Here is a 23,775-nt window from a genome sequence, read left to right on the forward strand (position 1 = left end):
TCTCGCCACCCCTCAAGACGGCCCACTCAAACGCGGCGGCGACAACACATCCTCCACGGAGAGCGTCCGCGCTTCCGAAGGCAGCATGATCGGGATGCCGTCGCGAACCGGATAGGCGAGCTTGGCGACCCGGGAGATCAGTTCGCCACGCTCTGGATCCCAGGTCAGCGGCCCCTTGGTCAGCGGGCAAGCCAGCAGCTCCAGCAGCTTGGGGTCGACACTGACCTTCTTCCCGTCACGCCCATCCGCCGCCATCGTGTCCTCTTCTTAAGTGTCGGGTCCAAGATGCGTCGAGAGCAAGGTCAACCCGCCAGCGCAGGAAATTCGCTGTTTGCAGGTCGGCTAGGTATCGACGCATCTCATTGCAGGCTCGAACCAAAATCCTCATTCTCGCGCGCCAGCGCCATTTCGGTGATGGCGATAAGCGTTTCGGCCCGTGTCTTCAGATCCGCCGCCTCGAGCAGCGCCTGTTTCTCGGCCGGCCCATAGGGCGCCATCATCGACAGCGCGTTGACCAACATGGCGTTTTCGGCCCGGCTGACGCTTTCCCAATCGGCTTCGAGGTCATTGGCCTGCAGATAGGCGCGAAACGCCTTGAGCAGCGATGGCCGGTCGATCTCGTTCGCCGCCTGGTCCTCGTCGAGATCGGCCAGGAAGGGCGCCAGCTTGCACTGGCGAAACGGCGTCTTGACCGTCAGCTCGTGGGCGATGCGGAACCGGCAAACGCCCTGCAGCGAAATCAGATAGCGGCCGTCGCCGGTTTCGGAAAAGGCGATGATGCGCCCGGCGCAGCCGACATTGCAGAGCTCCGGCTCGCCGTCGTCGCGCAAGGCGCCGTCGAGGCTGGGCTGGATGATGCCGATGAGCCGCGAGCCGGCGATCGCCTCGTCCACCATCTGCAGGTAGCGCGGCTCGAAGACGTTGAGCGGCATGCGGCCTCCCGGCAGCAAAAGCGCACCCTCGAGCGGAAAGATCGGGATCGTCGACGGCAAATTCTTGGCGAGCCGGTAATGCGCGTTTCCCGCTTGCACCTCAATCCTCCGATCGCTTCCATAGGGAAGCGGGTGTTGCTTCTATGCATATCCCTTTCGCAGAGCCGGGGCCACTTTTGCGCGACATGCATGGGTCACTGGTAATGTGGCGCTATGGCCGCCGGCCGCAAGCCTGCGCGACCAAAACAATCGCTAACCGGCTCAGGAAAACAGCAGCGACGACAATTTGCGGCGCGCCGCAAGCGTCGCCTCGTCGGTCATGCCCCAGGCCTCGAACAACTGCAGCAATTGCGTCTTGGCGCCGTCCTCGTTCCAGGCGCGGTCGGCTTTGATGATGGCCAGCAGATTGTCGGCCGCCGCCGTGCGATCGCCATTGGCGTTCTGGATCATGGCCAGATCGAAACGCGCCTGATGATCGCCGGGGTTCTCGGCCAAGCGCCGTTCGAACTCGGCCGGGTTGCCAAGTGCTGCCGCTTGCGCCGCCAGCGCCATCTTGGCGCGCAGGGCGGCCAGCGGCGGCGCATCCTTCTTGGCCTCGGGCGCCGTTGCCAGCAACGCTTCGGCGCCCACGATGTCACCGGCCTCGAACAACAGGTCGCCCAGCCCGCCAATCGCCTCGACCGTCTCCGGCGCCTGCGCCAGGATGGCGTCGTAGATATCGGCCGCGGTCTGCATGTCGCCGGCCTCGCGCGCCTCGGCTGCCGCGGCCAGGGCCTCGGCCACCGGCGGCGCACCATTGCCCTTGCCACCGACCTTGGTGATGAATTCGGCGATCTGGCTCTCCGGGATCGCGCCCATGAAGCCGTCGACCGGCTGGCCGTCTTTGAAGGCGATGACCGCCGGGATCGACTGGATGCCGAGCTGGCCGGCGATCGAGGGATGGTCGTCGATGTTCATCTTGACCAGCTTGACCCTGCCGCCCGCGGCCTTGACGGCCTTCTCCAGCAGCGGTGTCAGCTGCTTGCACGGCCCGCACCAGGGTGCCCAGAAATCAACCAGCACCGGCTGGCGGCGCGATTCCTGGATGACGTCGGCGGCAAAGGCGGCGGTCGTCGTGTCCTTGATCACATCGGCGGCCCCTGGGGCGGCGGCCGGCGGCGCCTCGCCAAGCGCGGCTTTCGCGCGCGGAGCCTCGGTTCCACCATATTGCACGGTGGTGGAATATTGGCCGCCATGGCTTCCAAACGGATTGTTGTCGCTCATCTCTTTACCCTTCCGTGGCGCGGCCGCCGGCGGCCAGGCGCTTTCAGACAATCTGACTTAGGCCATCCATGTGGCGATCACGCGGAGACTTTCAAGATAGCAGCATCGTGGCCGGTTGCCTCGACGAATCTGATCAGGTCCGCCGCTGCGACCGACGTCGTTGCCTCATTGGTCAGCGGATGAGCGTTGATCACCGCATGGTCCATCAACGCCTTGTCGAGAACCACCTTGACCCGGCCCGCAATGTCGTTGATCAGGCCGAAGACCGTGACCGCCCCCGGCGTCACGCCGAGCAGCTCCATCAGCATCTCCGGCTTGCCGAAGGACACGCGGCCGGCGGCGCCGATGACCTGGTGGATCTGCTTCAGGTCGACGACCGCGTCCTCGCCGACGCTGACCAGGAAGAAATTGTCCTTCTTGTCCTTCAGGAACAGGTTCTTGGTGTGGCCACCGGCGATTTCGCCGCGCAGCGCCTGCGAATCGGCAACCGTGAACAGCGGCGGATGGCGCCGCGTCGAGGCGGCGATCCCGAGTTCGGCAAGAAATTCCATCAGCTCAGCTTCGGTCTTCGGCATCGGTTTTGTCTTCGTCCCGTTTCCTGCCAAGCCGTTTACGGCCAATGGGGCAGCCGACACAAGACCGTCATACGACATCGCGGCGAGCGCGCCCGCCGCATAACAAAATGCGTGACATTTCCCTGTTGCAATCGCCGCGCTCTTCAGCCATATAGGCCCGGCTTGCGGCCAAGACGCCGTGTGAGCGGGTGTAGCTCAGGGGTAGAGCACAACCTTGCCAAGGTTGGGGTCGAGCGTTCGAATCGCTTCACCCGCTCCAGTTTCCTTCTGGAAATCAAGCGACTAAAAGGCGCCCTTCGGGGCGCCTTTTGCTTACATGGCCTTGCCAACCAGTGATGTAGCGGTGCAAGCCTATTGGGCGACTTGGGACACGGCTGACATGAGCTCCTGCGGGCTTGGCGCCCCAAACATGTATCGCCCACCCTCCGGAACCTCGGTGAAGCTCCAGCGCACGATCCCCTGCCGGTCCAAAAGGAACTGACCGACCAGTTGTCCGTGCCCGGTTGCCAACATCTGCTCGTCGGCTTCGGTCAGTTCGTAATGGTCCCTCTTGTCGAGGATTTCGCCGGCCGCCAAAGGATCCAAAGGACCAGGCAACTCGCCTGGCATCTCAATCCGCATATCCTTTACCGCTGCCATCGAGACCTTGTACGGCCAGTTCGTCTCGTTTTGGGTGAATTCGAGATTGGGCAGTCCAAAAGCACGATGTGAAGCGCGTTCAGGGTCGGAGGCCGCAAGCAGATTCGGCATCGGGTGGTAGCGGAAGTAGAGGCGCGCCCGTTCGATCGGCGTGTTGACCACCGTCAGGCTCTCCACGCCCTTCTCGCGCAGCTCCGGATCAAGCCGCGCCTGGGCGGCGATATGGCGCCGGCAAAACGCACAATGCAGACCTCGAAACAAGCCGACCAGCACCGGTTTTTGTCCGCGGAAGTCGTCTAGCGCGATCTTGCCTTCCTGGGTAATGGCGTCGAGTACCACGTTCGGCGCGCGGTCGCCCGGTTGAAGCGGTACCAAGTCACGAGGCGCGGACATTTCAACCTCCCACCCGGCTAGTCGAGAAAAGGCAGCACCACAAGCGCTTCCGGGTCGAGCCCGTGCTGGGCGCATATACCCTGCGCCAGGGAAAAGTAGCGTTCGGCCTCGGCCAGATTGTCGATGTCGAGATTAAGCGTTGCGAGACCATCATAGCACGGAAACAGCAGTTGGGGTTCGCCCGTTTCGCGGGCTACGTCCAGGGCTTCGTGGAACAAGCCGACCGCCAGTTCCGGACGGCCGTTGCACTGGTGGATCTGCCCAAGCACGATCAACGGCACCGGCAGGTGCTCGCGCTGGTCGAGCGCCCGGTCAATCTCGATGGCCTTCTCGGCAGCAGGGACGCCCTCCGTTGGACAGCGATCCGTGAAAGTACAACAAGCGACCGCCAGATTGGCGAGGAGGCGTGCCTGGAAACCCAGGTCACCAATATGGCGCGCCACTTCGAGACCGCGCCGACAGACCGCCATCGCCTGTGTCGGATCGATGGTCGTGTAAAGCACGCCGAGATTGGTGTAGCCGCGGCAGGCCGCGCCCAGCAGACCGGCGGCTTCGGCCAGTTCAATGCTACGCTCGACCTGACCCACGGCTTCCCGGTTTCGCCCAAGGCGAGCCAGCGCGACTGCCTTGGTATTGAGGGCCTCGGCGGTCACAAGAGTGGCATCACGCCCGGCCTCGGAGACATGCTCCTTTGTCAGTGTGCGCACGCAATCCAGCGCCGCATCCGCCCATTTTGCCGCGAGAGCGTGATCCCCGCTACGGAACGCCTGCCGGCCACGTTCTTGCCACAGATGCGCCTGCTCGATCGGGGCATCCGCTCCATCGAGGAGCGCTGCCGCTTCGGCATAGCGCGATTCTGCGTTGTCGCGCTTGCCGACGTCCCAGAGCAGCCGACCGATCTTACGCAAAACGCGCGCCGAAGCGACACGATCGGCTGACTCGCGGTATGCCTGCAACACCGTCTCGTAATGGTGGTGCGCGATCTCGCGGCGGCCTGCCGGGCCGCTCAGATCGGCAATGCGCTCTGCAATCGCCAGTTTGAGCGGTGTTTGCCCGGCCGCACCCAACGCAGTCAGTGCCCGCTCGTAGAAACGAAGGGCGTCGTCGTTGGCGTAGATCATGCGAGCGCGATCGCCCGCGGCCTGCAGGTACTGCGCGCCCTTCTCCCGCTCGGCGCTCTGTGCGAAATGATGACCGAGCACGGTCAAATCCTCGAGCCGTTCCGGTCTGTCGCCGCACTGTCGCTCCAAGGCAGCACCGACCCGCCCGTGGATGTCGGTCCGGCGCTGCAGAAGCAGATTCTGGTAGATCACGTCCTGCAGCAAAGTTTGCGTAAAACGGTAGCTTTGCGACGAGACCGAGCCTGATCCGGCAACTTCCTCGATGATTTCCGCATCGCAAAGCAGTTCGCAGCCGGATTCCAGCCGGCCGGGGTCGGCTGTCACGGCTTTCAGAAGTATGGCATCGAAGCGCGGGCCGATCACCGCGGCTTCCTGGGCCAACCGGCGCACCTCCTGGGGCAGCCGGTCGACACGGGCAAGCAACATTGCCTGGATCGTGGCGGGAATGCCGGTTGCGGCTTCGCCTGCCACAGTGCGCCATTGCTGGCCCTCGCGCACCAGGACACCGCGATCGATAAGGCCGCGAACGATCTCCTCGATAAAAAGGGGGTTGCCGCCCGCGCGCTCGAGGATCTGGTCAAGAAGCGTTCCTGCGGAGTTTACCCAGCTCTCGCCGAAAAGCGCCGCCAGCAGGCTGCGTCCGTCATCGCGGCTGAGCGGCGAAAGCCTGAGCGCTGTGTGACTGACCCGACTTGAGTCGAGCTGGCCGTGGTCCGGCTCCGGACGATGCGTGACCAGCAGCATCAGCCGCGTGCGTTCCAACCTGTCCATCACGAAACGCAGTGCTTCGAGCGACACGGCGTCGGCCCAATGCAGATCTTCGACGACGATCAACAGCGGCGACAACGCAAGCCGCCGTTCGATGATCGTGCGGACTGCGTAGAGAATTTGCCGCCGCAGCTGCTCGGGCTCGACATGCTGCAAGGTGGCAACGGGGTCGCCAAGGCCAAGCACATGGTAGAGCAAGGGCATCAGCCGCTTTGCCTCCTCGCCCTGCAGGCCGAGATCGGTCAACAAGCCTGCGAGCTTCCCCCGCATTTCGTCCCCAGTGTCGTTCTGCATCATCCCGGCAGCGCTGCGCACCACTGCGCCCAAGGCGCCAAATGATCGTTCGCCCAGCGGTGAGCACGTGGCCTGCCGCACGGCGAGGTTGCGAAAACGATCCTCGTCGCCGACGCGGGCGACGAACTCCTTCACCAGCCGCGATTTCCCGATACCGGCTTCTCCAACGAGGCGGACAAGTTGGGCCGAGCCGCCGCACGCCTGGTCAAGGCTCGCCAGCATTCTATGCAGCTCCGCATCACGGCCTATCATCGGTGCGCTGAGGCCGAGCGCCTCAAGCCCACGTGCCGCACGCGGCGCCGCGAGCGGTGCATCCAGACGATGGACGAGCACAGTGCCAGCCTTGCCGCGAAGCACGACATCACCCAGCGGCTCGTAAGAGAAGGCATGCCGGGTCAGCCTGTGAGTGAGCTCGCCCACCAGCACCTCACCCGGTGCGGCCAGTGATTGCAGACGTTGCGCCGTATTCACGGTGTCGCCGGTCACCGAATAGGATTTGGCGGTGCCGATGCCCAATCCGCCAGTGACGACCGGGCCGGTGTTTATGCCGATGTGGAGCAACAGAGGCGAGCCGGAGTGGGGGGCGCTTTCGCCCAGCCGCGCCGTCCGGGCGATCATGTCGAGAGCGGCGCGAAGCGCACGTTCCGGATCGTCCTCATGCGCGACCGGCGCACCGAACAGAGCGAGCAGTGCATCGCCGATGAATTTGTCGACGAAACCACCGAAGTTTCGCACGGCCGCCGTCAATTCCTTGAACAGTTCGTTCTGCAGCGCTTGCATCACCTCGGGGTCGAGTTGCTCGCTGAGTGTCGTGAAGCCGCAAAGGTCGGCAAACAGGACCGTCACCGTCCGGCGATCGGCGTCGGAGACGGGATGCAGCCCATCGTCGCTCTCGATGTTCGTAAGCAGCGACGGCGTTCGAGAAGGGGGCACGATGGTCCGGCTCGGTGTCGGAGCAGGCCGTTCGACAGCTTTTGCGGCCGCACCGACGCTTGCCCCGCATTTCGGACAGAACTCGAAATCAGGTGCGCAGGGGTAACCGCAACTGGCGCATGGCACGGGCTGGCGCTTGCCACACCTCGGACAGAAAGCGAATCCGCTCTCAACCTCGAAACCGCAGCCCGAGCAGTCCATCGACAAGACCTCACTAGCGGCCGCGGCGGCGTGATTTCCCTACGCACGTCACGACCAGGGTATTCACAAGGATGAACCGTTAGGCGTCGACCAGCAAGCGGCAGCGCAAATCGGCATCGAGCGATCCGTGTGGATCCCGGGCGGAGCGCTGGCGATTCGGGCGGCTGCATAGCCGTCTTTTGCGAAAGTTCCCTCGGACCCTCCGTCTTCCTGCTATTGTGGGGACGAGGAGACGGACCGATGAGCGAGAATCGCAAGCTGGCCGCAATCCTGGCCGCGGATGTCGTCGGATACAGCCGGCTCGCGAGCGCGGACGAAGATCGTACTTTGGCGAGGTTGCGGGCCCTGCGCAGCGACCTGATCGACCCAATCATCGCCGTGCACAACGGGCGGGTGATCAAGCGCACCGGGGATGGGGCGCTGGTTGAGTTCCGCAGCGTGGTGGATGCCGTGCGCTGCGCCGTTGAGGTTCAAAATGGCATGGTCGAGCGCAATGCCGGCGTGCCGCAGGACCGCCGCATCGAGTTCAGGATCGGCATCCATCTGGGGGATGTGGTCGAGGAAAGCGACGGCGACCTGATGGGCGACGGCGTCAACATCGCCTCGCGTTTGGAGGGCGTCGCGGCGCCGGGCGCCATCTGCCTGTCCGAGGATGCCTATCGCCAGGTCAAGGCGAGGCTCGACCTCTCGGTCAGCGATCTCGGCAGCACGCAGCTCAAGAACATCGCCGAGCCGATCCGGGTTTATTCGCTGCAGGTCGGCAGCGCCGGGACCAGGGCGGCCGCGACCTCGGAAACCGCGAGCCGACCGGCGACGGCAGCGCCGCCGAAGCTGTCGATCGCCGTCCTGCCGTTCGCCAACATGAGCGGTGACGCCGAACAGGACTACTTCGCCGACGGCATCTCCGAGGACATCATCACGGCGCTGTCCAAACTGTCGCAGCTCTTCGTCATCGCGCGCAATTCGTCGTTCACCTTCAAGGGCCAGAACGTCCAGGTGCAGGAGGTGGGCACGAAGCTCGGCGTGCGGCATGTGCTTGAGGGCAGCGTACGCAAGTCGGGGAACAGGGTGCGCATCACCGCGCAGCTCATCGATGCAACCTCGGGCGGCCATCTTTGGGCGGAGCGGTTCGATCGTGAGCTGACCGACATATTCGCCGTGCAGGACGACGTGACACAGCAGATCGTCGGTGCGCTGGCGCTCAATCTGACTGCGGGTGACCGTCAGCGGCTGGCGCCTGAGCACCCGCGCAACGCGGAGGCGTATGACTGTTTCCTGCGGGGCCGGGAGCTGTGGCACCGGCTGACGAAGGAGACCAACGTCGCAGCCCGTGACGTCTTGCAACGTGCCATCGACCTGGACCCGAACTTTGCCTCTGCCCACGCTTTCCTCGCCCTCACGCACGGACTCGATTACCTGAACAGGTGGAGTGCCTCGCCGCCGGAATCGATGGCGCAAGCGGAAGAGGTCGCAACGCGAGCGGTAACGCTGGATGACAGTGATCCCTGGGCGCACTGGGCGTTGGCTATAGCCAAGCTGTACACACGACGGCACGATGGGGCCATCGACGAGGCCGAGCACGCGATCGCCCTCAATCCGAACTTCGCCGAAGGGCACGTCATCCTCGGCGAGGCACTGTATTATTCGGGCAGGCCCGAGGAGGCGCTTAAGAGTTTCGCCCGAGGGAAGACCTTGAACCCGTACTTTCCCGATGTGCTTCTGCACTTCCAGGCTTTGGCCGCGTTTCATCTGGGAAGGTACGAAGAGGCCGTCGACCTCTTGCAGCAACGGCTGGCTCGCAACGCTATCACCGACGTCTCGCGTGCGCTCCTAGCCGCCTGCTACGGCCATCTCAGCCGTTTCGCCGAGGCCCGCGCGGCATGGCAGGAGGTGCTTCGCCTCAATCCCGACTATTCGCTGGAATACCGTCGCAAGGTCTTGCCCTACAAGAATCCTGCCGATTTCGAACTCGTGGTGGATGGGCTCCGCAAGGCCGGGGTCGTGCAATGACAGCTGCGGCAATGTCAGGTCGCCCTGATGCCTGCCTGGCCGATCTTGCGCCATCGGGCGTTTTCGCGAACCAGTTTCAGGTCGTCGGTCGTCTCGGCAAAGGTCCGCAATCGGTATTGCCGGAGCAAATCCGGGAAAAGCGCCCCTTCCGGCAGGCCGGCAAGCTGCTCGCGGACCGAGATCTTTTCATCGATGACCCGCATGCCCCAGGCATTTTCCCGAACCTGCAGCTCCGCAGCCAGATCGCGCTCTTCCGGCGCGTTTTCGTCTAGCGCAGCCAGCAGGATCGAGTGGAAAAGCGCTACATAGCCAATCTGTCTCAGGCCGCCCACAACCCGCACGCGCGGCAAGATGGCAAGGACGAGGAACATCAGGAACAGGTTCGGCAGCAGCACGCCGTCCAGCAGCGCCTGCCTGAGATGCGGCCGCTCGAACGGGATGGAGAGACCATGCGGCCTGTCAGGCTCGATCAACAGCCCGTTCTCGAGCACCAGCTTGCGCACGCGTTCCTCGCGGATGCCCCAGAAATAGGCCGTGCTATTGGGCAGGAATCTGCCAAATGGGCCCGATGCCGCCTCTTGCAAGGCATGGTCGAGACGCTGGCGCCTTGCCGGCTCGATGAGCAGCCTGGAAAGAAGGCTGCCGTCGTTTTCCAGATGCCGCGCCATGGCGGCTGCGGCGAGCCGATCATCGATGAAGACCGGCCGGGCCATGCCGGAACGATCCCAATCGGCGACCAGATCCTCGTTGAGGGCGGTCAGCGCATCGGCGGCGGTCCCAAATGCCTTGTCCTGGCTGGCAAGCAGCGTGCCCAGCCAACGGCTGGCATCCGTTTCATCGCCCACCACTTCGAGCGCGCGCTTGTTGAGGGAGACGGGACCGGCCACGCAGGCGCTCTTGCGGCACAGTTTGTGGCGCCCCATGCCAAACAAATTGACCTTGTCGTCGCCGACATCGAGCCATCCCGGCCCCTCCCGGCCATTCGTCTCCATGGTCATCGTCGTTCCCATGAAGCCGACGAAGGCCGACAGCCCGTTTTCGACCGCGCCGAGCCAGGCAAGCAGGAGGGCATCGAAGGTGATCCGGTCCATCAGCAGCAGGCAGTGCAGGCCGGACTGGATCACCGGTCTGCACTCGAACTCTTCGAGGGCCTTGCCGATCTCTTGAGGCTGCATGATCGCACCAAGGCGCTGATGCAGGACGACGCGCAGGATCGAGCGGGCAGCGATCGCCGGGCCCGACGCAGGCCTCGCCACCGGCCGCCACAGATGGCGGGCGTAATCGGAAACCGGCGCATTCCAGCTCTGCTCGATATCACGCACGACTTCCGGGCAGAGCAGCGACAGCACAGCTAGAATTTCCGCCGGAGGCGCAGCAGTTGGGTCAGAGACGGCGGTCATTGGTCCCGTCTAGCCGCTCGCGGTGCAAACGCCAAGGGAGACCAGACTTGCTGGACCCGGCCGGCCCACACATAGATCGTCAACTCGATCAAAACAGGCAAGTCTCCAAACAACGGATCTCAAAACCGCAGTCGGGCCATGCTGAGCAGATCGTGGTACTGCCCGTCGGTAAAACCCGCCTTCACATGCCGACCTTCGACCTCGAAGCCATGGCTTGTGTAGAGACGGACGGCCGGTTCGTTGTCGGCATAGACGGTCAATTCGACCCGCTTCAGCGCGCGCCAGTTATCGGCCACGTCAAGCAGCGCGCCAAGGATGGCAGAGCCGATGCCTTTGCCGACAAAGCCATCGTCAAGGCCGATATTGATCTCGCCGATATGCGACCGGCGTGGCGACCCCTGCACGACCAGGCTGCCATGGCCGACGACCTTGCCGTCCAGCTCCGCGACGATCCAGGTGGTTTCCTGGCCGGCCTTGGCGATCCGCCGCTCGACCTGCTCCACCATCTCGAAGGGCATCCTGAGCGTGCCCCAGCGGAAGCCCGGCATGTTGAAGATGGCGCAAAGCGCTTCCGCATCGCTTGGCCGGATGGCGCGGAGCTGCAGTTGGATCTTCTCGGAGGATGACGTGCTGGTCATGGCGTTCCCGGCGAAGGCAATAGGCCCGGCACGATGCACCGGACGTCACCTGAAAATCCAGCTATCTCTGCAAGCTATGCTGCCGATTGCGCGCTGAAATAGCGGGAGGCGGCGGAGAGTTTGAAGACGCCGCTGATGCCGATCCAGCCGAAAAGGGCAAGCCAGCACAATGTCTTGGGCGCCGTCCAGTCGATCCGATGCACCGCAGCGTCGGTGATGACGAGACCAAGGATGGAAAGCAGGCCAACCAGAAACTGCGCCAGGCCAAGCACCAGCAGTTCCTCGCGCGGCGCGCTTTTCCAGACCAGATATGCGCCGCCAGCGCCAGCGAGGAAGATGGCGCTGTAGACCTGGGCGTGGAAAGGATCGACCGGCCATGGCCAAGTGCTGCTGACCATCACGGGAAACAGCAACATGCCGACGCCATAGAGCCCAAGGATCGCCGTTTCCGCCAACATGTAGCCGCGCCATGCGGGGTTTAAGGTCACGCCTCTTGCTGAAGGACGGGCCCTGGCCCGCCACAGGAACAGCCCGGATACCGCGGCCGAGGCAAGATAGACCAAGAACCAGAGCCAGGCCGCTTTGCGCTCGAAATTGAAATAGCCGAGATTGATCAACGAAACCGCCGACACGATGACGGTGAAGATGAAGGCCATGACGAGCACCAGCCTGCCGGGCGACCAGCGATTCCAGAACAAGAGTGCCGCCATCACCGCCATTTCGGCGGTGTAGAAGCCGCCGAGGAAGCGGGCACTGAATGGCGTGACGGGCCAGGGCCAGCGCGGCTTGACCAGTGCCGGTGCGAAAAACAGGCCGGCGCCTACGATCAGGACGATGATAACCCCTGCGGAGAAAAGGCGCAGAGCCGCGGGAAATGGCGGATTGTCGGATGTCGGCACGGGAGAAGCCCCAAAAATGAATGCCCAATGTACCATCATAGTGCCGCTTGCGGCCGGTGAAAATCTGCTGAATGGAAATTGGACTGTCACCAGTCTTGTCTATTCGAATGGCCGTACGGTCAGTTTCGCAGTAAAATGGCGACTCGGACCAGAGAGCGGTCCGGATCAACACGCCTCGGGGGCGCATTTTCCGGAGCCTGCACGATGAACGAAGCTCAGGATCTGTTCTCGCTTCTGCGGCAATCGACCGATGTCGATCCGCAGGCAATCGACGCGATCAAGCAAACCATCGCGGAGGGCCAGGACCGCGAACTTTGCCGCATCAATGCGCCAGCCTTCGCCGGCAAGCTTGGCCTCGACGAGGAACGCACCATAGGCGCCTTTCTCCACGCGGCACGGGTGGGCATCTTCGACATTTCCTGGAATGTTCTGTGCCCCGGCTGTGGCGGCGTGCTCGACACCAATGCCACGCTGAAAACCCTGCAGAAGGACGAATACACATGCGCGCTGTGCGCCGAGGGCTATCCGCCGACCCTCGACGAGATGGTCGAGGTGACATTCACCGTCAGTCCCCGCGTGCGCAGGATTGCTGCCCACAATCCACACGAACTGCCGTTGCTGGAATATTTCCGCCAAATCTACTGGGCGTCCGGCGTCGATCTGCCGGAAGAAGATTTCGCCAAAAAGATGGAAGCGTTCTTGCTGGAAGGTATCGAGCTTGCGCCCGGTGAAAAGGCGGTTCTGCCCATACGGCTTCCGCCCGAGTTCATTATCGTCTTCGAGCCAGTCACCCATTCAGCGCAGTTCATCGACGCGAAGGGCGAACCAACAAAGGAGCGCCGAAGCCTCTCCTTGGTCTTCGACCGCGACCATGTCCAGAGCCAGACGCTGGAGATGCAACCCGGCCCGATGCGCATTTCGCTGGAAAACAGGACCGACACCCGCGTGCTGCCGACGGTCTTCATTGCCGGACCGGCATTGCATGATTTGCTGAGCAAACGCCGGCCCTTCCTGACGGCCAAGCGCCTGCTCACCAACCAGACGTTCCGCAATCTCTATCGCGCGGACACGCTCGACATCGACCAGCGCCTGAAGATCACCAGCCTGACCTTCCTGTTCACCGACCTGCGCGGATCGACCGCGCTCTACGAGCGGGTGGGCGACCTTTCAGCCTTCGATCTCGTGCGCGAGCATTTCCAGGTTCTGCACGAGATCGTCGCGGCGGAGACAGGCGCGGTGGTGAAGACGATCGGTGATGCGGTGATGGCGACCTTCGCGACGCCTGATCGTGCGATTGCCGCCGCCCTCAGGATGCGCGATGCCATGCGTGCGCTCAACGACAAGAGCGGGCGCGAGGATCTGCTGCTCAAGATCGGTGTCCATGCGGGCCCCTGCATCGCCGTCTCCATGAACGAGCGACAGGACTATTTCGGCCAGACGGTCAACATTGCTTCGCGGGTCCAGAACCTTGCCACCGCACAGGCGATCTTCGCCACTCGTGCGGTGGTCGATGACAATCTGACAGCCGATCTGTTGCACAGGAAAGCGCTGACGCCCGTGCCCCACGAGGTCTCGCTGCGCGGCATTGAGCGGGAGATAGCAGTCTATACGATCCCCTGAATACTTGGAGCAATTCCAGGAAAAGTGTGAGACGGTTTTCCCGGGAAAAGCGCGTGGCGCGTTCCCATGGGGAATTGCGTTAAAACAAAGAGACAGAGCGGGTTCGGCGTTTCCGTAAAACGGTGAACCGCTGCACCGCATCTCGCCCAAAAGTGGCCCCGGTTTTGGGGCAACGAGATGCATAAAGACAAAAACTCAAAGCGCGTCGCCTGAATCCGTTTCAACGGGACGCGGGTCGTCTCGGCCCCTCACACACGCCTATAGACAAATAGACGATCGGTGGGCACCGAAGGCGGCGGAGGGAGGCGTTGCAACTGCGGGTGATGGAGCGGTATGCCGCTGACCGCGAAGCCACCGACGCGAAGCAGGCGCGCGATCAGATCGGGAAGCCAGCTAAGGGTCACCACATCGCGATCTTCATGGCCGGTTCCGAGGTCGGCATTGACAAGAGCGGCGTCGATGCCAATGAACCTGGGCGCCGTCTCGCTTATCTCGCCGAGCACGAGGTTTTCAGCGTCGGGAATTGAGCTGTCGTGTGCGGCAAGTGCCCGGTCGAACGCCACGATCCGACGTCCGGGCAGGCGCTCGCGCAGGTGGTGGAACGTCCGGCCATTGCCGAGGCCGAGTTCGAGCACGGGGCCCTCGATCTTCGCCACCTCGACACAGACTTGATCGAGAATGTCGCGCTGTGCGGTCATCCTGCGGATGAAACTCTCGAGGCGACTCATATGAAATTGTACGTCCTGAACCAGCCCAAGAAATCGGCGACGCCCGCGACCAGGGCGGTTCGCGGCTGAAACCCGAGGGCACCTGCCAAACCCCGATCGAATTTCGCCGCGTATAGAGGCGAACGGTAAACATTGCAACAACCGGACAGGCCACCTGCAAGGGTCATACCGGGGTGGCGCAGGCGGCACGAAGCGCGGTGGGATAGCGATCTCACTTGTAGGGGTCCGCGGCGTCCCGCAAGCCATCGCCGAGGAAGTTGAACGCCATGATGACGAGAACGACGGGGAGCATCGGCAAAAGCAGCCATGGATAGAACGCGATCACGTTGACGCTGCGCGCCTCGGTGAGCAGGATGCCCCAGCTGGTTATCGGCGCCCTCAGGCCAAGCCCAAGGAAGCTCAGTGCCGTCTCGCCCAGGATCATGCTGGGTATGGAGAGCGTCGCCGTTGCGATCAGATGCGACATGAAGCCGGGAATGAGGTGCCGCCCGATGATGCGGCTGCTGTTGGCCCCCATCAATTGCGCGGCCAGAACGTAATCCTCCTCGCGCAACGCCAGAAGTTTTGAACGCACTGCCCGCGCCAGTCCGGTCCAGTCGAGCAGCCCGAGGATGACGGTGATGCCGAAATAGATCACCGCCGGACTCCAGGTGATCGGCATGATCGCCGCCAGAGCCAGCCATAGCGGAATGCTGGGGATCGATTGCAGAACTTCGATGATGCGTTGAACGATCAGGTCGAAGATACCGCCGTGATAGCCGGCCAGTCCGCCGATGACGATGCCGAGCAGGAAGCTGAAACTGATGCCGACGAGGCCGATCGTCAGCGAAATGCGTGCGCCATAAATGATGCGCGAGAGCACATCGCGCCCCAGCCTGTCGGTGCCGGCCAGGAAGAGCTGGCCGTTTTCGGCAGGGCAGACCAAATGCCTGTCACCTTCGATCAGGCCCCAGAATAGGTAACTGTCGCCCCTGCAGAAGAAACGGAGCCGCTGAACATCGTCGTGGTTCTCAATGTAGTTCCGCTTGAGCGTGTCCATATCCAGCGTCATCTCGCGGCCATAGACGAACGGCCCGACGAACTCGCCGTTGTGGAACAGGCGCACCCGCTGCGGCGGCGCATAGATGAAGTCCATGTTGCGCGTGTGCAGATTGTAGGGCGCCAGGAACTCGCAGATCAGTATCCCGGAATAAAGCACTGCCAGGAATATGCCGGATACAAGGGCAAGCCGGTGTTTTCGGAATTTCCACCACATCAACCGCAACTGCGACGCCTGGAAGACCTTCGACTGCTCCGGCGTCATCGCCTCGACCGACTGCAGGTCAAGGGGCGCGGTGGAAACGTAGTGTTGCAGTGGAGCACCCGGAGCGGGCAGCGGCGAATGCGTGTTCATTTGGTGCTACCGCCCTGCAAACGAATTCGTGGATCAAGCAGCGCCAGCGCCAGGTCGGAAATCAGGACGCCGATGACCGTCAGGAAAGCCAGGAACATCAGGAACGACCCTGCCAGATACATGTCCTGGCTTTGCAGCGCCTTGATCAGCATCGGCCCGGTCGTTTCCAAAGACAGCACGATCGCCGTGATTTCGGCGCCGGAGATGATGGCCGGCAGGATAGAGCCGATGTCGGAAATGAAGAAATTGAGCGCCATGCGCAGCGGATATTTGACCAGCGCCTTGAAGGGATGAAGGCCTTTGGCGCGCGCGGTGACGACATATTGCTTGTGTAGCTCATCGAGCAGATTGGCGCGCAGCCGCCGGATCATGCTTGCCGTGCCCCCGGTGCCGATGATCAGGACCGGGATCCAGAGATGGGCGAGGATCGACTTCGCCTTGGCCCAGCTCATCGGCTCGCCGAGATACTGCTGGTCCATGAGATGGCCAATGGATGTGCCGAACCAGATGTTGGCGAAATACATCAGGATCAGCGCCAGCATGAAATTCGGAATGGCAAGGCCGAGAAGGCCGAAGAAAGTCAGGCCGTAGTCGCCCCAGCTGTATTGATGCGTGGCGGAGTACATGCCGATCGGAAAGGCGATGAGCCAGGTGAAGATGATCGTGACGAAGGAAACCAGCACGGTCAGCCACATTCGGTCCCCGACGACGTCGCGAACCGGCAGCTCATATTCGAAGGAATAGCCGAAATCGCCCTGCAGCATCCCGCCGACCCAGTAGAAGTAGCGAACGACCACCGGTTTGTCGAAACCATATTCCTTGCGCATCATCTCGATGCGGTCGGAATCTACCGCTTCGCCCTGAGCCCGAAGCTCGGCAACATAGCTGTCGAAATAGTCGCCTGGGGGAAGTTCGATGATCGTGAACACCAGCGCCGATATGATCAGCAGCGTTGGAACCATCACAGCGATACGCCAGACAAGATATCGAAACACGCTCAGGACTCTCCAAGCCAGAATGTATCCGGCATATAGACACCGAAATAGGAAGTCGGGTCGTAGCCGTAGAGCGCCTTGTCAGGCAGATTGCGCAGCCGCGAGGATGCCAGAACCGGCTGATGCGTTCCGTTCACCGTGCCGATCGAAAACACCTGATCGGTATAGATCGACAGCATTGAAGTCCAGATTTCGGCGCGCTCCGTGCTTTCGGTCGATGCGTTCCAGCGCGCGAGTAAAGCCATCAACTCGACCACAGGCGGAAGATCGGGCGCCTCACCCATCTTGCCATGAGACAAATAGTGAGCACCCCAGAGCGGCCATTGCAGCTGGTCATCCATGGTGGGGGCCAGCTGGTACGGGTTCATATCGGGGGTCGGCACGCCGTTGTCGATGCCCGACCACATCGACATCATGATCTGGCCGCCAACCGCGCGGCTACGGAAGATGTCGCGCTGCGAAGTCCGGATGAACAGGGCGATGCCGATCTTGCGCCAGTGATCGGTGATGAGTTCGAGCGCGTCGGTTTCCAGCGTGCTTTCGCCGGCCGTTTCCACGATGATTTGCGCCGGGCGTCCATCGGGAAGTATCCGCACCCCGTCATCGCCACGCTGCTGAAGCCCGGCCTCGTCGAGCAGGGCATTGGCCTGGTCGGGATCATGGGCGACCCAGGCTTTCGCGAATTCCGGCCGGAAGAGCGGGCTCTCCGGCAGCACCGTATCGGCACTTTCCTGCGCCAACCCGTAGAACACGGCCAAATTGATCTCGCGCCTGTCCACAGCCAGCGAAAGTGCGCGGCGCACGCGCACGTCACGGAAAAGGCCACGCCACACCAGGTCGGCACAATTCAGATTGGGCAGCAGCGCCAGCCGCGAACCCTGTGTGCGTTTCCACAGATGCATCTTCACCGGGTAGCGCTTCTCCGCATCCTTCAGGAAGGAGTAATCGGTGAAGTCAATTCCCAGGCTTTGCAGGTCGCTCTCGCCCGCACCGGTCTTGGCGGAAATGATCGTCGACGAGCTGACATTCATGACAATCCGGTCGACATAGGGCAGTTGCCGGCCATTCTCGTCTATTCGATGAAAGAACGGGTTGCGCTCGAAGACGAACTGCTCAGCCGGCGGCTTGGTCCGGTTCTGCCAGGGATCGAGCGTCGGCAGGTCCGGGTTCTCCGGGCGATACTGCCGCGACATGCGGATATGCAGGAGCGTCCATTTCCGGGCCCGGTTCTCCTTCATTAGGCCGGCGAGCCGGAACGGATCCTGGTATTTCTTGTGGAACTGCTTGAGGTAGGCGGCCGGCAGGACAAGCGATAGCGGCGCAGCAGCGGCGAGCTTGGGCAGGAAGTCGGGATTGGGCGCATCCCAACTATAGCGGACCGTCAACGGATCGACGATCTCGAAGCGTGGCGGCTTGCCGTCCGCCAGCAGGGCCGGGGCGAGCCCGCCTTGCGAAAGCTCATCGTTGAGCCAGACATCTTCCCAGCAATAACGAAAATCCTCCGGCGTCAGCAGGCTACCGTCAGACCATTTGTGCCCTTCCCGTATCTTGAAAGTGAAGACGCGATCATCCGCCACGTCGAAACTCTCGAGGATGTCGGCTTGCATGTTGAGCTTTTCGTCATAGCCGACCAGGCGGGCATACCCGTAGATCGTCATCATCCGGATATCTTTCTGGCTGCCGATGATCGTACGCAGCGTGCCGCCATACTGGCCTGGCTGCCGGCCCATCGCAGCGAGATTCACCGCGCGTGGGCTCTTGGGCAGGCGTTCGGCGAGTGCCGGCAGCGCCCTGGCCTTCAGCTCCGGCTGAAGAAATTCCGGCTCCAGATCGCCGGCGCGCGACATGCCCGGCAGAAATGCCGAAGCCATGAGGCCAAGGATGGTGCGCCGGCTGATCAATGGCGTAGCTCGCTGACATCGGCCGAACGTCTGGCCAGCACCAAGTGGCCGCCGCCAAGATCGAGCGGTGACAGCACATCCTCTTCGCCCTCGTCGCGGAACTGCGGTCCCCATGCGCTGGTGTCGGAAGCGCCGCTGAGCTTCAGCGTCTTGAAATCCATCGGCCTGTCGAGATCGGGGAAAGGCACTGCGGCGACCAGTGAGCGCGTGTAGGGGTGGACCGGTTTCCGAAGCAGAATTTCGCGCGGCGCAAGCTCGACGATACGCCCGCCGCACATCACCGCGATGCGGTCCGCCATGTAGTCCACCACTGCCAGATTGTGGGATATGAACAGGTAGGTCAGGCCCAGTTCCTTCTGCAGGTCCTTCAGAAGGTTCAGGATCTGTGCCTGGACAGAGACATCGAGCGCCGAAACCGGCTCGTCGCAGATAAGGAGTTCAGGCCCCAGCGCCAACGCCCGCGCGATGCCGATACGCTGGCGCTGCCCGCCGGAGAAACTGTGCGGATAACGCTTGATGAAGCGCGGATCGAGCCCGATTGCCTGCATCAGGCTCTTGACCGTGGCGAGTCGGGATGCGGCATTGCCACGTTGATGGATTTCGAGCGGCTCGCTCAAGATGTTCTCCACCGTCATGCGCGGTGAAAGCGACGAAACCGGATCCTGGAAGACCATTTGGATTTTCGCGCGCAGCATGCGCAGGGCGTTTCCCTCGGCTTCCAGGACCTCGATCGGTCCATCGCGGCCGTTGAAGATCACGGAGCCGCCACTGGGGGTGACAGCCCGCATGAGGATCTTGCTGACGGTGGTTTTGCCGGAGCCGCTTTCGCCGACCAGACCCAGGCACTCACCCCGCCTGATATCGAAGCTCACGCCGTCCACGGCGCGAACGGAGGTTTGATGACCCCCGCTGAACCATCCGGACTTGCGGGTGGTGAAAGTCTTCGTGAGATCCCTGACGGACAGCAGGATGTCGTCCGGCCCCTTCGATGCCGGCGCCGTCTGCTTGCCAAGCAGGTTCTCGACATTCACAGGCACCTCGCGGAGCGCCTTTAGCCTTTCGCCAGGCTTCAGGTCGAAATGCGGAACGGCTGCCATCAGGCCCTTCAGGTAAGGGTGACCTGGCCGGCGGAATATCGCCTCGACAGGTCCCGCTTCCATGATCTCGCCATGGTAGATGACCACCACCTCGTCGGCGACATTGGCGACCACGCCGAGGTCGTGCGTGATCAGCAGCATCGCCATGTTCAGCTTGGTCTGAAGCTCGCGCAGCAACTGCAGGATTTGCGCCTGGATGGTGACGTCCAACGCCGTCGTCGGCTCGTCGGCGATCAGCAAGGCCGGCCGGCAGATAAGCGCCATGGCGATCATGGCGCGCTGACGCAATCCTCCCGAAAGTTCAAACGGATACATGTCATAGGCGCGCTTGGGATTGGGAAACCCGACAAGGCCGAGCATTTCCTCGGTCCGCGCCTTGCGCTCCGCCCGAGCCATGGGCGTATGAATCTGCAGGGATTCGCTGACCTGGTTGCCGATCGTGTGCAGCGGCGACAGCGACGTCATCGGCTCCTGGAAGATCTTGCCGATGCGGCTGCCTCTCAATGCCCGAATTTCGGGCCCGTCACGCGGCATCTGCAGGATATCCTGCGTTGTGCCGGGCTTTTCAGGATCGGAAAACAGGATACGGCCGCGAACATGGGCAGTCTTCGGCAAGATGCCCATCACGGCCTGGCTGAGAACCGATTTTCCCGAACCGGACTCGCCCACAAGCGCGGTAACCTTGCCTGGTAGGACGCGAAGATTCGCACGCCTGACGGCATGCAACGGTCCCCCGACAATGGCAAAAGAGATGCCAACATCTTCGATCCGCAGCAGGTCAACACCCGAATTCATACCCGAATTCATTCTCACACCAGCCCCACTCTGGCGGCCTGCCTGGCTCAGGCCCAGAAAAGCGAGACTAGCGCATTGCCAGCCTAGAGCAACTTGGATTCTAAACGGTCGCCAGTTCCCTGACGGAACCGGCGACCGGACTGCAGACCAAAAGCGTTCGGATCAGATCGTGGCGGTTACTGGAGCTTCCGCCGGTCGCCCGCCGACAGCCCGGCGGCATCGCGATGAAGCAGCATGACCTGCTCGGCGTCCGATATCCGATCGTGAATCGGCTCCATTGCACTGTCTTCATCAAGCGCGAGAGCGCCCGACAGATCGGGTGAAAGCACCGTCAGCTTCTTGATGCCCGCCAGTTCCTCGTTACCGAGCGTTTGCCAGCTGTTGGTGCCGCAATAGCTGGCGAAGTCTTTGCTGGCGAGAACGCTGTGCGGATATTTCTTGGTCAGCGTCTGGAGGCGCTGGACTTCGTTTACAGCCGAGCCGAAGACAGAGAATGTGAGCCGATCGGTAAGCCCGACATTGCCGAACATCACATTGCCGACATGCAGGCCGATACCAAAGCCTATGTCGCTCAACCCCTGCTGCTTCCTGCGCAGATTGAGATCCATCATGCGCGCGCTGGCCTTGTGCGCCGCCGCAAGAGCAGCCTGGCAGGCGATCTCGGACTGCGAGCGGTGCCTTTCGCAAGGGTAGACGGCAATGAAGCCATCTCCAATGAAACTCATGATCTGCCCGCCTTTGCGATTGAAAGGTGCGGCAACGGCGTCAAAAAACTGGTTCAGGGTATCGATATAGATTTCGCGGCCGGAGGTTTCGGCAAGCCTTGACGACCCGCGCATATCGGCCATGACCAGGGCGGCCCGGATTGTATCACCCTCACCACGCTTGATCTGGCCGTCCAGCACGCGCCTGCCGGCGTCGCCGCCGAGATAAGTGGTCATCATGTTGTCGGCGAGCTTGGTGAGGACCGCCATCTTGGTTGCGATAGCGAGATGGTTCTGGATGCGCAGCAGCGCCGAAATCATGCTGTCGCTGAAGCCTGCGGCACTGTCGGTCGACCAAGACCCCATCATGCCCTGCGTGGTGTTGCCGCTGAAGGGATGGACGAAAGCCATGTAATCGGTGACGCCCATAAGCCTGAGTTCATCGAAAACAGGAAACTCCGACGGCACCGACGGGTCGAACCGGCGCCGCAGATGGTCGAGCTTGTTGCTGAGCAGGTGGTAATATGGGCTGGTCACGAACCTGTCGGACGGCACGCCGCCCTCGTTGCGGAAGCCTTCCACTTCGAGGCCCTGGCCGCGAAACCAGGTGAAGCCAAGCGCGTCATAAAGCGGATGAAGCATCGAAAAGCTCAGATGCACCCGCTTCAGTGGCAGGCCGGCGGCAGCCAGCCGCTCACAAAAGCCTTTTACCAATGTTTCCAGGTCGTTGCCCTCGAGCGCCGATTGGGTCAGCCAATCGGCAACCTTATCCACAAGAATGGTGGAAATTTCTGTGCTCATGCTATCTCCAAACCCGTCCAAGATGGGCCACTCCTTTGATCCGCCACAACACAGTCCGCCAACGATCCAAGGATAAGGCCCTCGAAGTCAATGAAGCCGGCTTCGGCGGAAAAAGCCGGCGAAGAATTTCCCGAATGACTGTCGTTGCAGGCAAGGAGCGGGCGTAACTGCGTTTGTCTGTTGCGCCATCATGTGGCGAGGCTGCCGGCGGAGTGCAACCACGATCCTGACATCGGTCGAAAAAATTCGCCGGCAAGACGCCGTCAGGCCTTCACCACCGTTTCCCGGGCTAGTCCGAGACGGCCAAAAACATTGCGCGTGTCGACGATCAGATGAGCGTGATCGGCGATCGCCTGATAGTCGATCGCGTCGTGGTCGGTTGCAATGACCACAGCATCGAAATCCTTCAAGGCCGCCTCGGTCAATTCGACCGAGCGACGCCCCTTGATCGCCATATGCTCCCGTGTGCTGGGAATCTCAGCCACATGCGGATCGTGGAATTCCGCCTTGCCGCCCCATTCCTCGATGAGTTCAATGAGCCGCAATGACGGGCTTTCGCGGATGTCGGGCACATTCTTCTTATAAGCGAGCCCGATGATGAGAATGCGCGAGCGGCTGAGCGCCTTGCCGCAGCGCCGGTCCAGCGCCTTCGCCAGTTGATCGACCACATGACGCGGCATGGCCGTGTTGATCTCCGCCGCCAGTTCGATGAAGCGGGTCGGCAGTTCGTATTCGCGCGCCTTCCACGTCAGGTAGAAGGGATCGATCGGAACGCAGTGCCCGCCAAGTCCGGGGCCAGGATAGAAAGGCATGTAACCGAAGGGCTTGCTCTTTGCCGCCTCGATCACCTCCCAGATGTCGATGCCCATCGCACCGAACACGACCTTCAACTCGTTGACCAGGGCTATGTTGACCGAGCGGAAGATGTTTTCCGTTAGCTTGACTGCCTCCGCGGTCGCCGTGGTGGAAACCGGAACGACGGTCTTGACCACACCCTGGTAGAAAGCCTGCACGAGCGTCGCCGCTTCAATGCCGTCGCCTGCCACGACCTTGGGGATCGTCGCGACTTCAAAGCTGCGGTTGCCGGGATCCTCTCGTTCGGGCGAGAAGCCGAGGAAGAAGTCTGTCTTCGACAGCAACCCGGTTTCTTCCAATATGGGCTTGATCACGTCGTCGGTGGTGCCGGGATAGGTGGTCGATTCCAGCACGATCAGCTGGCCGAGACGCAGGTGCTTGGCGATGGTGGCTGCCGTGTCCCTGACGAAAGAGAGGTCCGGCTCGCGGTGTTTCGTCAGCGGTGTCGGGACGCAGATAATGATGACATCGCAGACCGCCAGTTCGGCAAAATCCGCAGTGGCCCGGAACCGTCCGCTTGCCACCTGGCCGGCGAGGGCTGTCGACGTCACCGCCTCGATGTAGGATTGGCCGGCGTTCAGGCTCTCGACCTTCCGGGCTTCGATGTCGAAGCCGGAAACCGGGAAGCCGGCGCGTGCGATCGCAACCGCCAGCGGCAAACCGACATAGCCCAGTCCGATCACGCCGACTTGCGCGGTGCGCGTCGAGATACGGCTCAGAAGACGGTCATATGTCGATTGTGAGGCGTCCAAGAATCTGCTTTCCCGTCAATTCGGACAGGCTGTCCGCTCCCATGGCCGAGGCATATTGCGGAAAAACG

The 23,775-nt window shown here is 62.2% G+C and carries 18 protein-coding genes and 1 tRNA gene; 3 read left to right on the plus strand and 16 right to left on the minus strand.

Annotation, left to right across the window (positions count from 1 at the left end; genetic code table 11):
- Window positions 1-12: 12 nt before the first annotated feature.
- From AC1DYW_RS00560 to AC1DYW_RS00575, 4 genes are all read right to left on the minus strand, one after another.
- Window positions 13-255: a Trm112 family protein gene (locus AC1DYW_RS00560; protein ID WP_477224748.1), complete on the minus strand. Its 243-nt coding sequence runs from the start codon at window positions 253-255 to the stop codon at window positions 13-15.
- Window positions 256-359: 104 nt separating this feature from the next.
- On the minus strand, window positions 360-1,031 hold the full coding sequence (locus tag AC1DYW_RS00565) for an LON peptidase substrate-binding domain-containing protein (RefSeq protein WP_095083949.1): 672 nt from the start codon (window positions 1,029-1,031) through the stop codon (window positions 360-362).
- 162 nt (window positions 1,032-1,193) lie between these two features.
- A complete protein-coding gene (trxA, locus tag AC1DYW_RS00570; RefSeq protein ID WP_477224749.1) occupies window positions 1,194-2,195 on the minus strand; it encodes a thioredoxin in 1,002 nt (333 codons plus the stop codon).
- A gap of 77 nt (window positions 2,196-2,272) precedes the next feature.
- Window positions 2,273-2,770: a prolyl-tRNA synthetase associated domain-containing protein gene (locus AC1DYW_RS00575; RefSeq protein ID WP_477224750.1), complete on the minus strand. Its 498-nt coding sequence runs from the start codon at window positions 2,768-2,770 to the stop codon at window positions 2,273-2,275.
- Window positions 2,771-2,954: 184 nt separating this feature from the next.
- Here AC1DYW_RS00575 and AC1DYW_RS00580 point away from each other — a divergent pair.
- Window positions 2,955-3,029 (plus strand) — tRNA-Gly (locus tag AC1DYW_RS00580).
- 92 nt (window positions 3,030-3,121) lie between these two features.
- On the opposite strand, the gene AC1DYW_RS00585 is transcribed toward AC1DYW_RS00580, so the two are convergent.
- Together AC1DYW_RS00585 and AC1DYW_RS00590 are read right to left on the minus strand one after the other, a co-directional pair.
- Window positions 3,122-3,802 carry a redoxin domain-containing protein gene (locus tag AC1DYW_RS00585; RefSeq protein ID WP_477224751.1) on the minus strand — a complete coding sequence of 227 codons (681 nt, stop codon included), beginning with the start codon at window positions 3,800-3,802 and terminating at the stop codon, window positions 3,122-3,124.
- A gap of 17 nt (window positions 3,803-3,819) precedes the next feature.
- Window positions 3,820-7,119 carry an ATP-binding protein gene (locus AC1DYW_RS00590; protein WP_477224752.1) on the minus strand — a complete coding sequence of 1,100 codons (3,300 nt, stop codon included), beginning with the start codon at window positions 7,117-7,119 and terminating at the stop codon, window positions 3,820-3,822.
- Window positions 7,120-7,359: 240 nt separating this feature from the next.
- Here AC1DYW_RS00590 and AC1DYW_RS00595 point away from each other — a divergent pair, with 240 nt between their 5' ends.
- Window positions 7,360-9,129 carry an adenylate/guanylate cyclase domain-containing protein gene (locus tag AC1DYW_RS00595; protein WP_477224753.1) on the plus strand — a complete coding sequence of 590 codons (1,770 nt, stop codon included), beginning with the start codon at window positions 7,360-7,362 and terminating at the stop codon, window positions 9,127-9,129.
- Between the two features lie 14 nt (window positions 9,130-9,143).
- Here AC1DYW_RS00595 and AC1DYW_RS00600 read toward each other — a convergent pair whose 3' ends face one another.
- From AC1DYW_RS00600 to AC1DYW_RS00610, 3 genes are all read right to left on the minus strand, one after another.
- Window positions 9,144-10,529 carry a hypothetical protein gene (locus AC1DYW_RS00600; RefSeq protein ID WP_477224754.1) on the minus strand — a complete coding sequence of 462 codons (1,386 nt, stop codon included), beginning with the start codon at window positions 10,527-10,529 and terminating at the stop codon, window positions 9,144-9,146.
- A 119-nt stretch (window positions 10,530-10,648) separates the two neighbouring features.
- Window positions 10,649-11,167, minus strand: a complete 519-nt coding sequence (locus AC1DYW_RS00605) for a GNAT family N-acetyltransferase (protein WP_457154896.1) — start codon at window positions 11,165-11,167, stop codon at window positions 10,649-10,651.
- A 74-nt stretch (window positions 11,168-11,241) separates the two neighbouring features.
- Window positions 11,242-12,066, minus strand: a complete 825-nt coding sequence (locus AC1DYW_RS00610; RefSeq protein ID WP_477224755.1) for a hypothetical protein — start codon at window positions 12,064-12,066, stop codon at window positions 11,242-11,244.
- A gap of 204 nt (window positions 12,067-12,270) precedes the next feature.
- On the opposite strand from AC1DYW_RS00610, the gene AC1DYW_RS00615 reads away from it, so the two are divergent.
- Complete coding sequence (locus tag AC1DYW_RS00615; RefSeq protein WP_477224756.1) at window positions 12,271-13,686, plus strand: DUF5939 domain-containing protein; 1,416 nt, start codon at window positions 12,271-12,273, stop codon at window positions 13,684-13,686.
- Window positions 13,687-13,934: 248 nt separating this feature from the next.
- Here AC1DYW_RS00615 and AC1DYW_RS00620 read toward each other — a convergent pair whose 3' ends face one another.
- The 7 genes from AC1DYW_RS00620 to AC1DYW_RS00650 all read right to left on the minus strand — a co-directional run bounded on the left by AC1DYW_RS00620 (window position 13,935) and on the right by AC1DYW_RS00650 (window position 23,707).
- A complete protein-coding gene (locus AC1DYW_RS00620; RefSeq protein WP_184872685.1) occupies window positions 13,935-14,414 on the minus strand; it encodes a class I SAM-dependent methyltransferase in 480 nt (159 codons plus the stop codon).
- Window positions 14,415-14,625: 211 nt separating this feature from the next.
- Complete coding sequence (locus AC1DYW_RS00625) at window positions 14,626-15,807, minus strand: ABC transporter permease (protein WP_477224757.1); 1,182 nt, start codon at window positions 15,805-15,807, stop codon at window positions 14,626-14,628.
- A complete protein-coding gene (locus tag AC1DYW_RS00630) occupies window positions 15,804-16,802 on the minus strand; it encodes an ABC transporter permease (protein WP_457155012.1) in 999 nt (332 codons plus the stop codon). The genes AC1DYW_RS00625 and AC1DYW_RS00630 overlap by 4 nt, the downstream gene beginning before the upstream one ends.
- Window positions 16,803-16,804: 2 nt before the next feature.
- Entirely contained in the window at window positions 16,805-18,649 is a 1,845-nt protein-coding gene (locus AC1DYW_RS00635) for an ABC transporter substrate-binding protein (protein ID WP_477225550.1), read from the minus strand.
- Between the two features lie 50 nt (window positions 18,650-18,699).
- Window positions 18,700-20,595: an ABC transporter ATP-binding protein gene (locus tag AC1DYW_RS00640; RefSeq protein ID WP_477224758.1), complete on the minus strand. Its 1,896-nt coding sequence runs from the start codon at window positions 20,593-20,595 to the stop codon at window positions 18,700-18,702.
- A gap of 176 nt (window positions 20,596-20,771) precedes the next feature.
- The gene (locus AC1DYW_RS00645) at window positions 20,772-22,100 is read right to left on the minus strand and encodes an adenylate/guanylate cyclase domain-containing protein (RefSeq protein ID WP_477224759.1); all 1,329 of its coding nucleotides are present in this window, start codon (window positions 22,098-22,100) and stop codon (window positions 20,772-20,774) included.
- A gap of 263 nt (window positions 22,101-22,363) precedes the next feature.
- Window positions 22,364-23,707 (minus strand): nucleotide sugar dehydrogenase, encoded by a 1,344-nt coding sequence (locus tag AC1DYW_RS00650; protein WP_477224760.1) that lies wholly within the window; start codon window positions 23,705-23,707, stop codon window positions 22,364-22,366.
- Window positions 23,708-23,775: the final 68 nt, after the last annotated feature.

This window comes from Mesorhizobium sp. P2_D5 (assembly GCF_056404355.1).

Excerpts from the sequence above, each read along its gene's own strand:
- AC1DYW_RS00620 (WP_184872685.1), bottom strand. The coding sequence starts at position 14,414 with ATGAGTCGCCTCGAGAGTTTCATCCGCAGGATGACCGCACAGCGCGAC.
- AC1DYW_RS00605 (WP_457154896.1), bottom strand. The coding sequence starts at position 11,167 with ATGACCAGCACGTCATCCTCCGAGAAGATCCAACTGCAGCTCCGCGCC.
- AC1DYW_RS00640 (WP_477224758.1), bottom strand. The coding sequence starts at position 20,595 with ATGAATTCGGGTGTTGACCTGCTGCGGATCGAAGATGTTGGCATCTCT.
- AC1DYW_RS00560 (WP_477224748.1), bottom strand. The coding sequence starts at position 255 with ATGGCGGCGGATGGGCGTGACGGGAAGAAGGTCAGTGTCGACCCCAAG.
- AC1DYW_RS00575 (WP_477224750.1), bottom strand. The coding sequence starts at position 2,770 with ATGCCGAAGACCGAAGCTGAGCTGATGGAATTTCTTGCCGAACTCGGG.
- AC1DYW_RS00600 (WP_477224754.1), bottom strand. The coding sequence starts at position 10,529 with ATGACCGCCGTCTCTGACCCAACTGCTGCGCCTCCGGCGGAAATTCTA.
- trxA (WP_477224749.1), bottom strand. The coding sequence starts at position 2,195 with ATGAGCGACAACAATCCGTTTGGAAGCCATGGCGGCCAATATTCCACC.
- AC1DYW_RS00585 (WP_477224751.1), bottom strand. The coding sequence starts at position 3,802 with ATGTCCGCGCCTCGTGACTTGGTACCGCTTCAACCGGGCGACCGCGCG.
- AC1DYW_RS00645 (WP_477224759.1), bottom strand. The coding sequence starts at position 22,100 with ATGAGCACAGAAATTTCCACCATTCTTGTGGATAAGGTTGCCGATTGG.
- AC1DYW_RS00615 (WP_477224756.1), top strand. The coding sequence starts at position 12,271 with ATGAACGAAGCTCAGGATCTGTTCTCGCTTCTGCGGCAATCGACCGAT.
- AC1DYW_RS00595 (WP_477224753.1), top strand. The coding sequence starts at position 7,360 with ATGAGCGAGAATCGCAAGCTGGCCGCAATCCTGGCCGCGGATGTCGTC.
- AC1DYW_RS00625 (WP_477224757.1), bottom strand. The coding sequence starts at position 15,807 with ATGAACACGCATTCGCCGCTGCCCGCTCCGGGTGCTCCACTGCAACAC.
- AC1DYW_RS00635 (WP_477225550.1), bottom strand. The coding sequence starts at position 18,649 with ATGTCGCGCGCCGGCGATCTGGAGCCGGAATTTCTTCAGCCGGAGCTG.
- AC1DYW_RS00590 (WP_477224752.1), bottom strand. The coding sequence starts at position 7,119 with ATGGACTGCTCGGGCTGCGGTTTCGAGGTTGAGAGCGGATTCGCTTTC.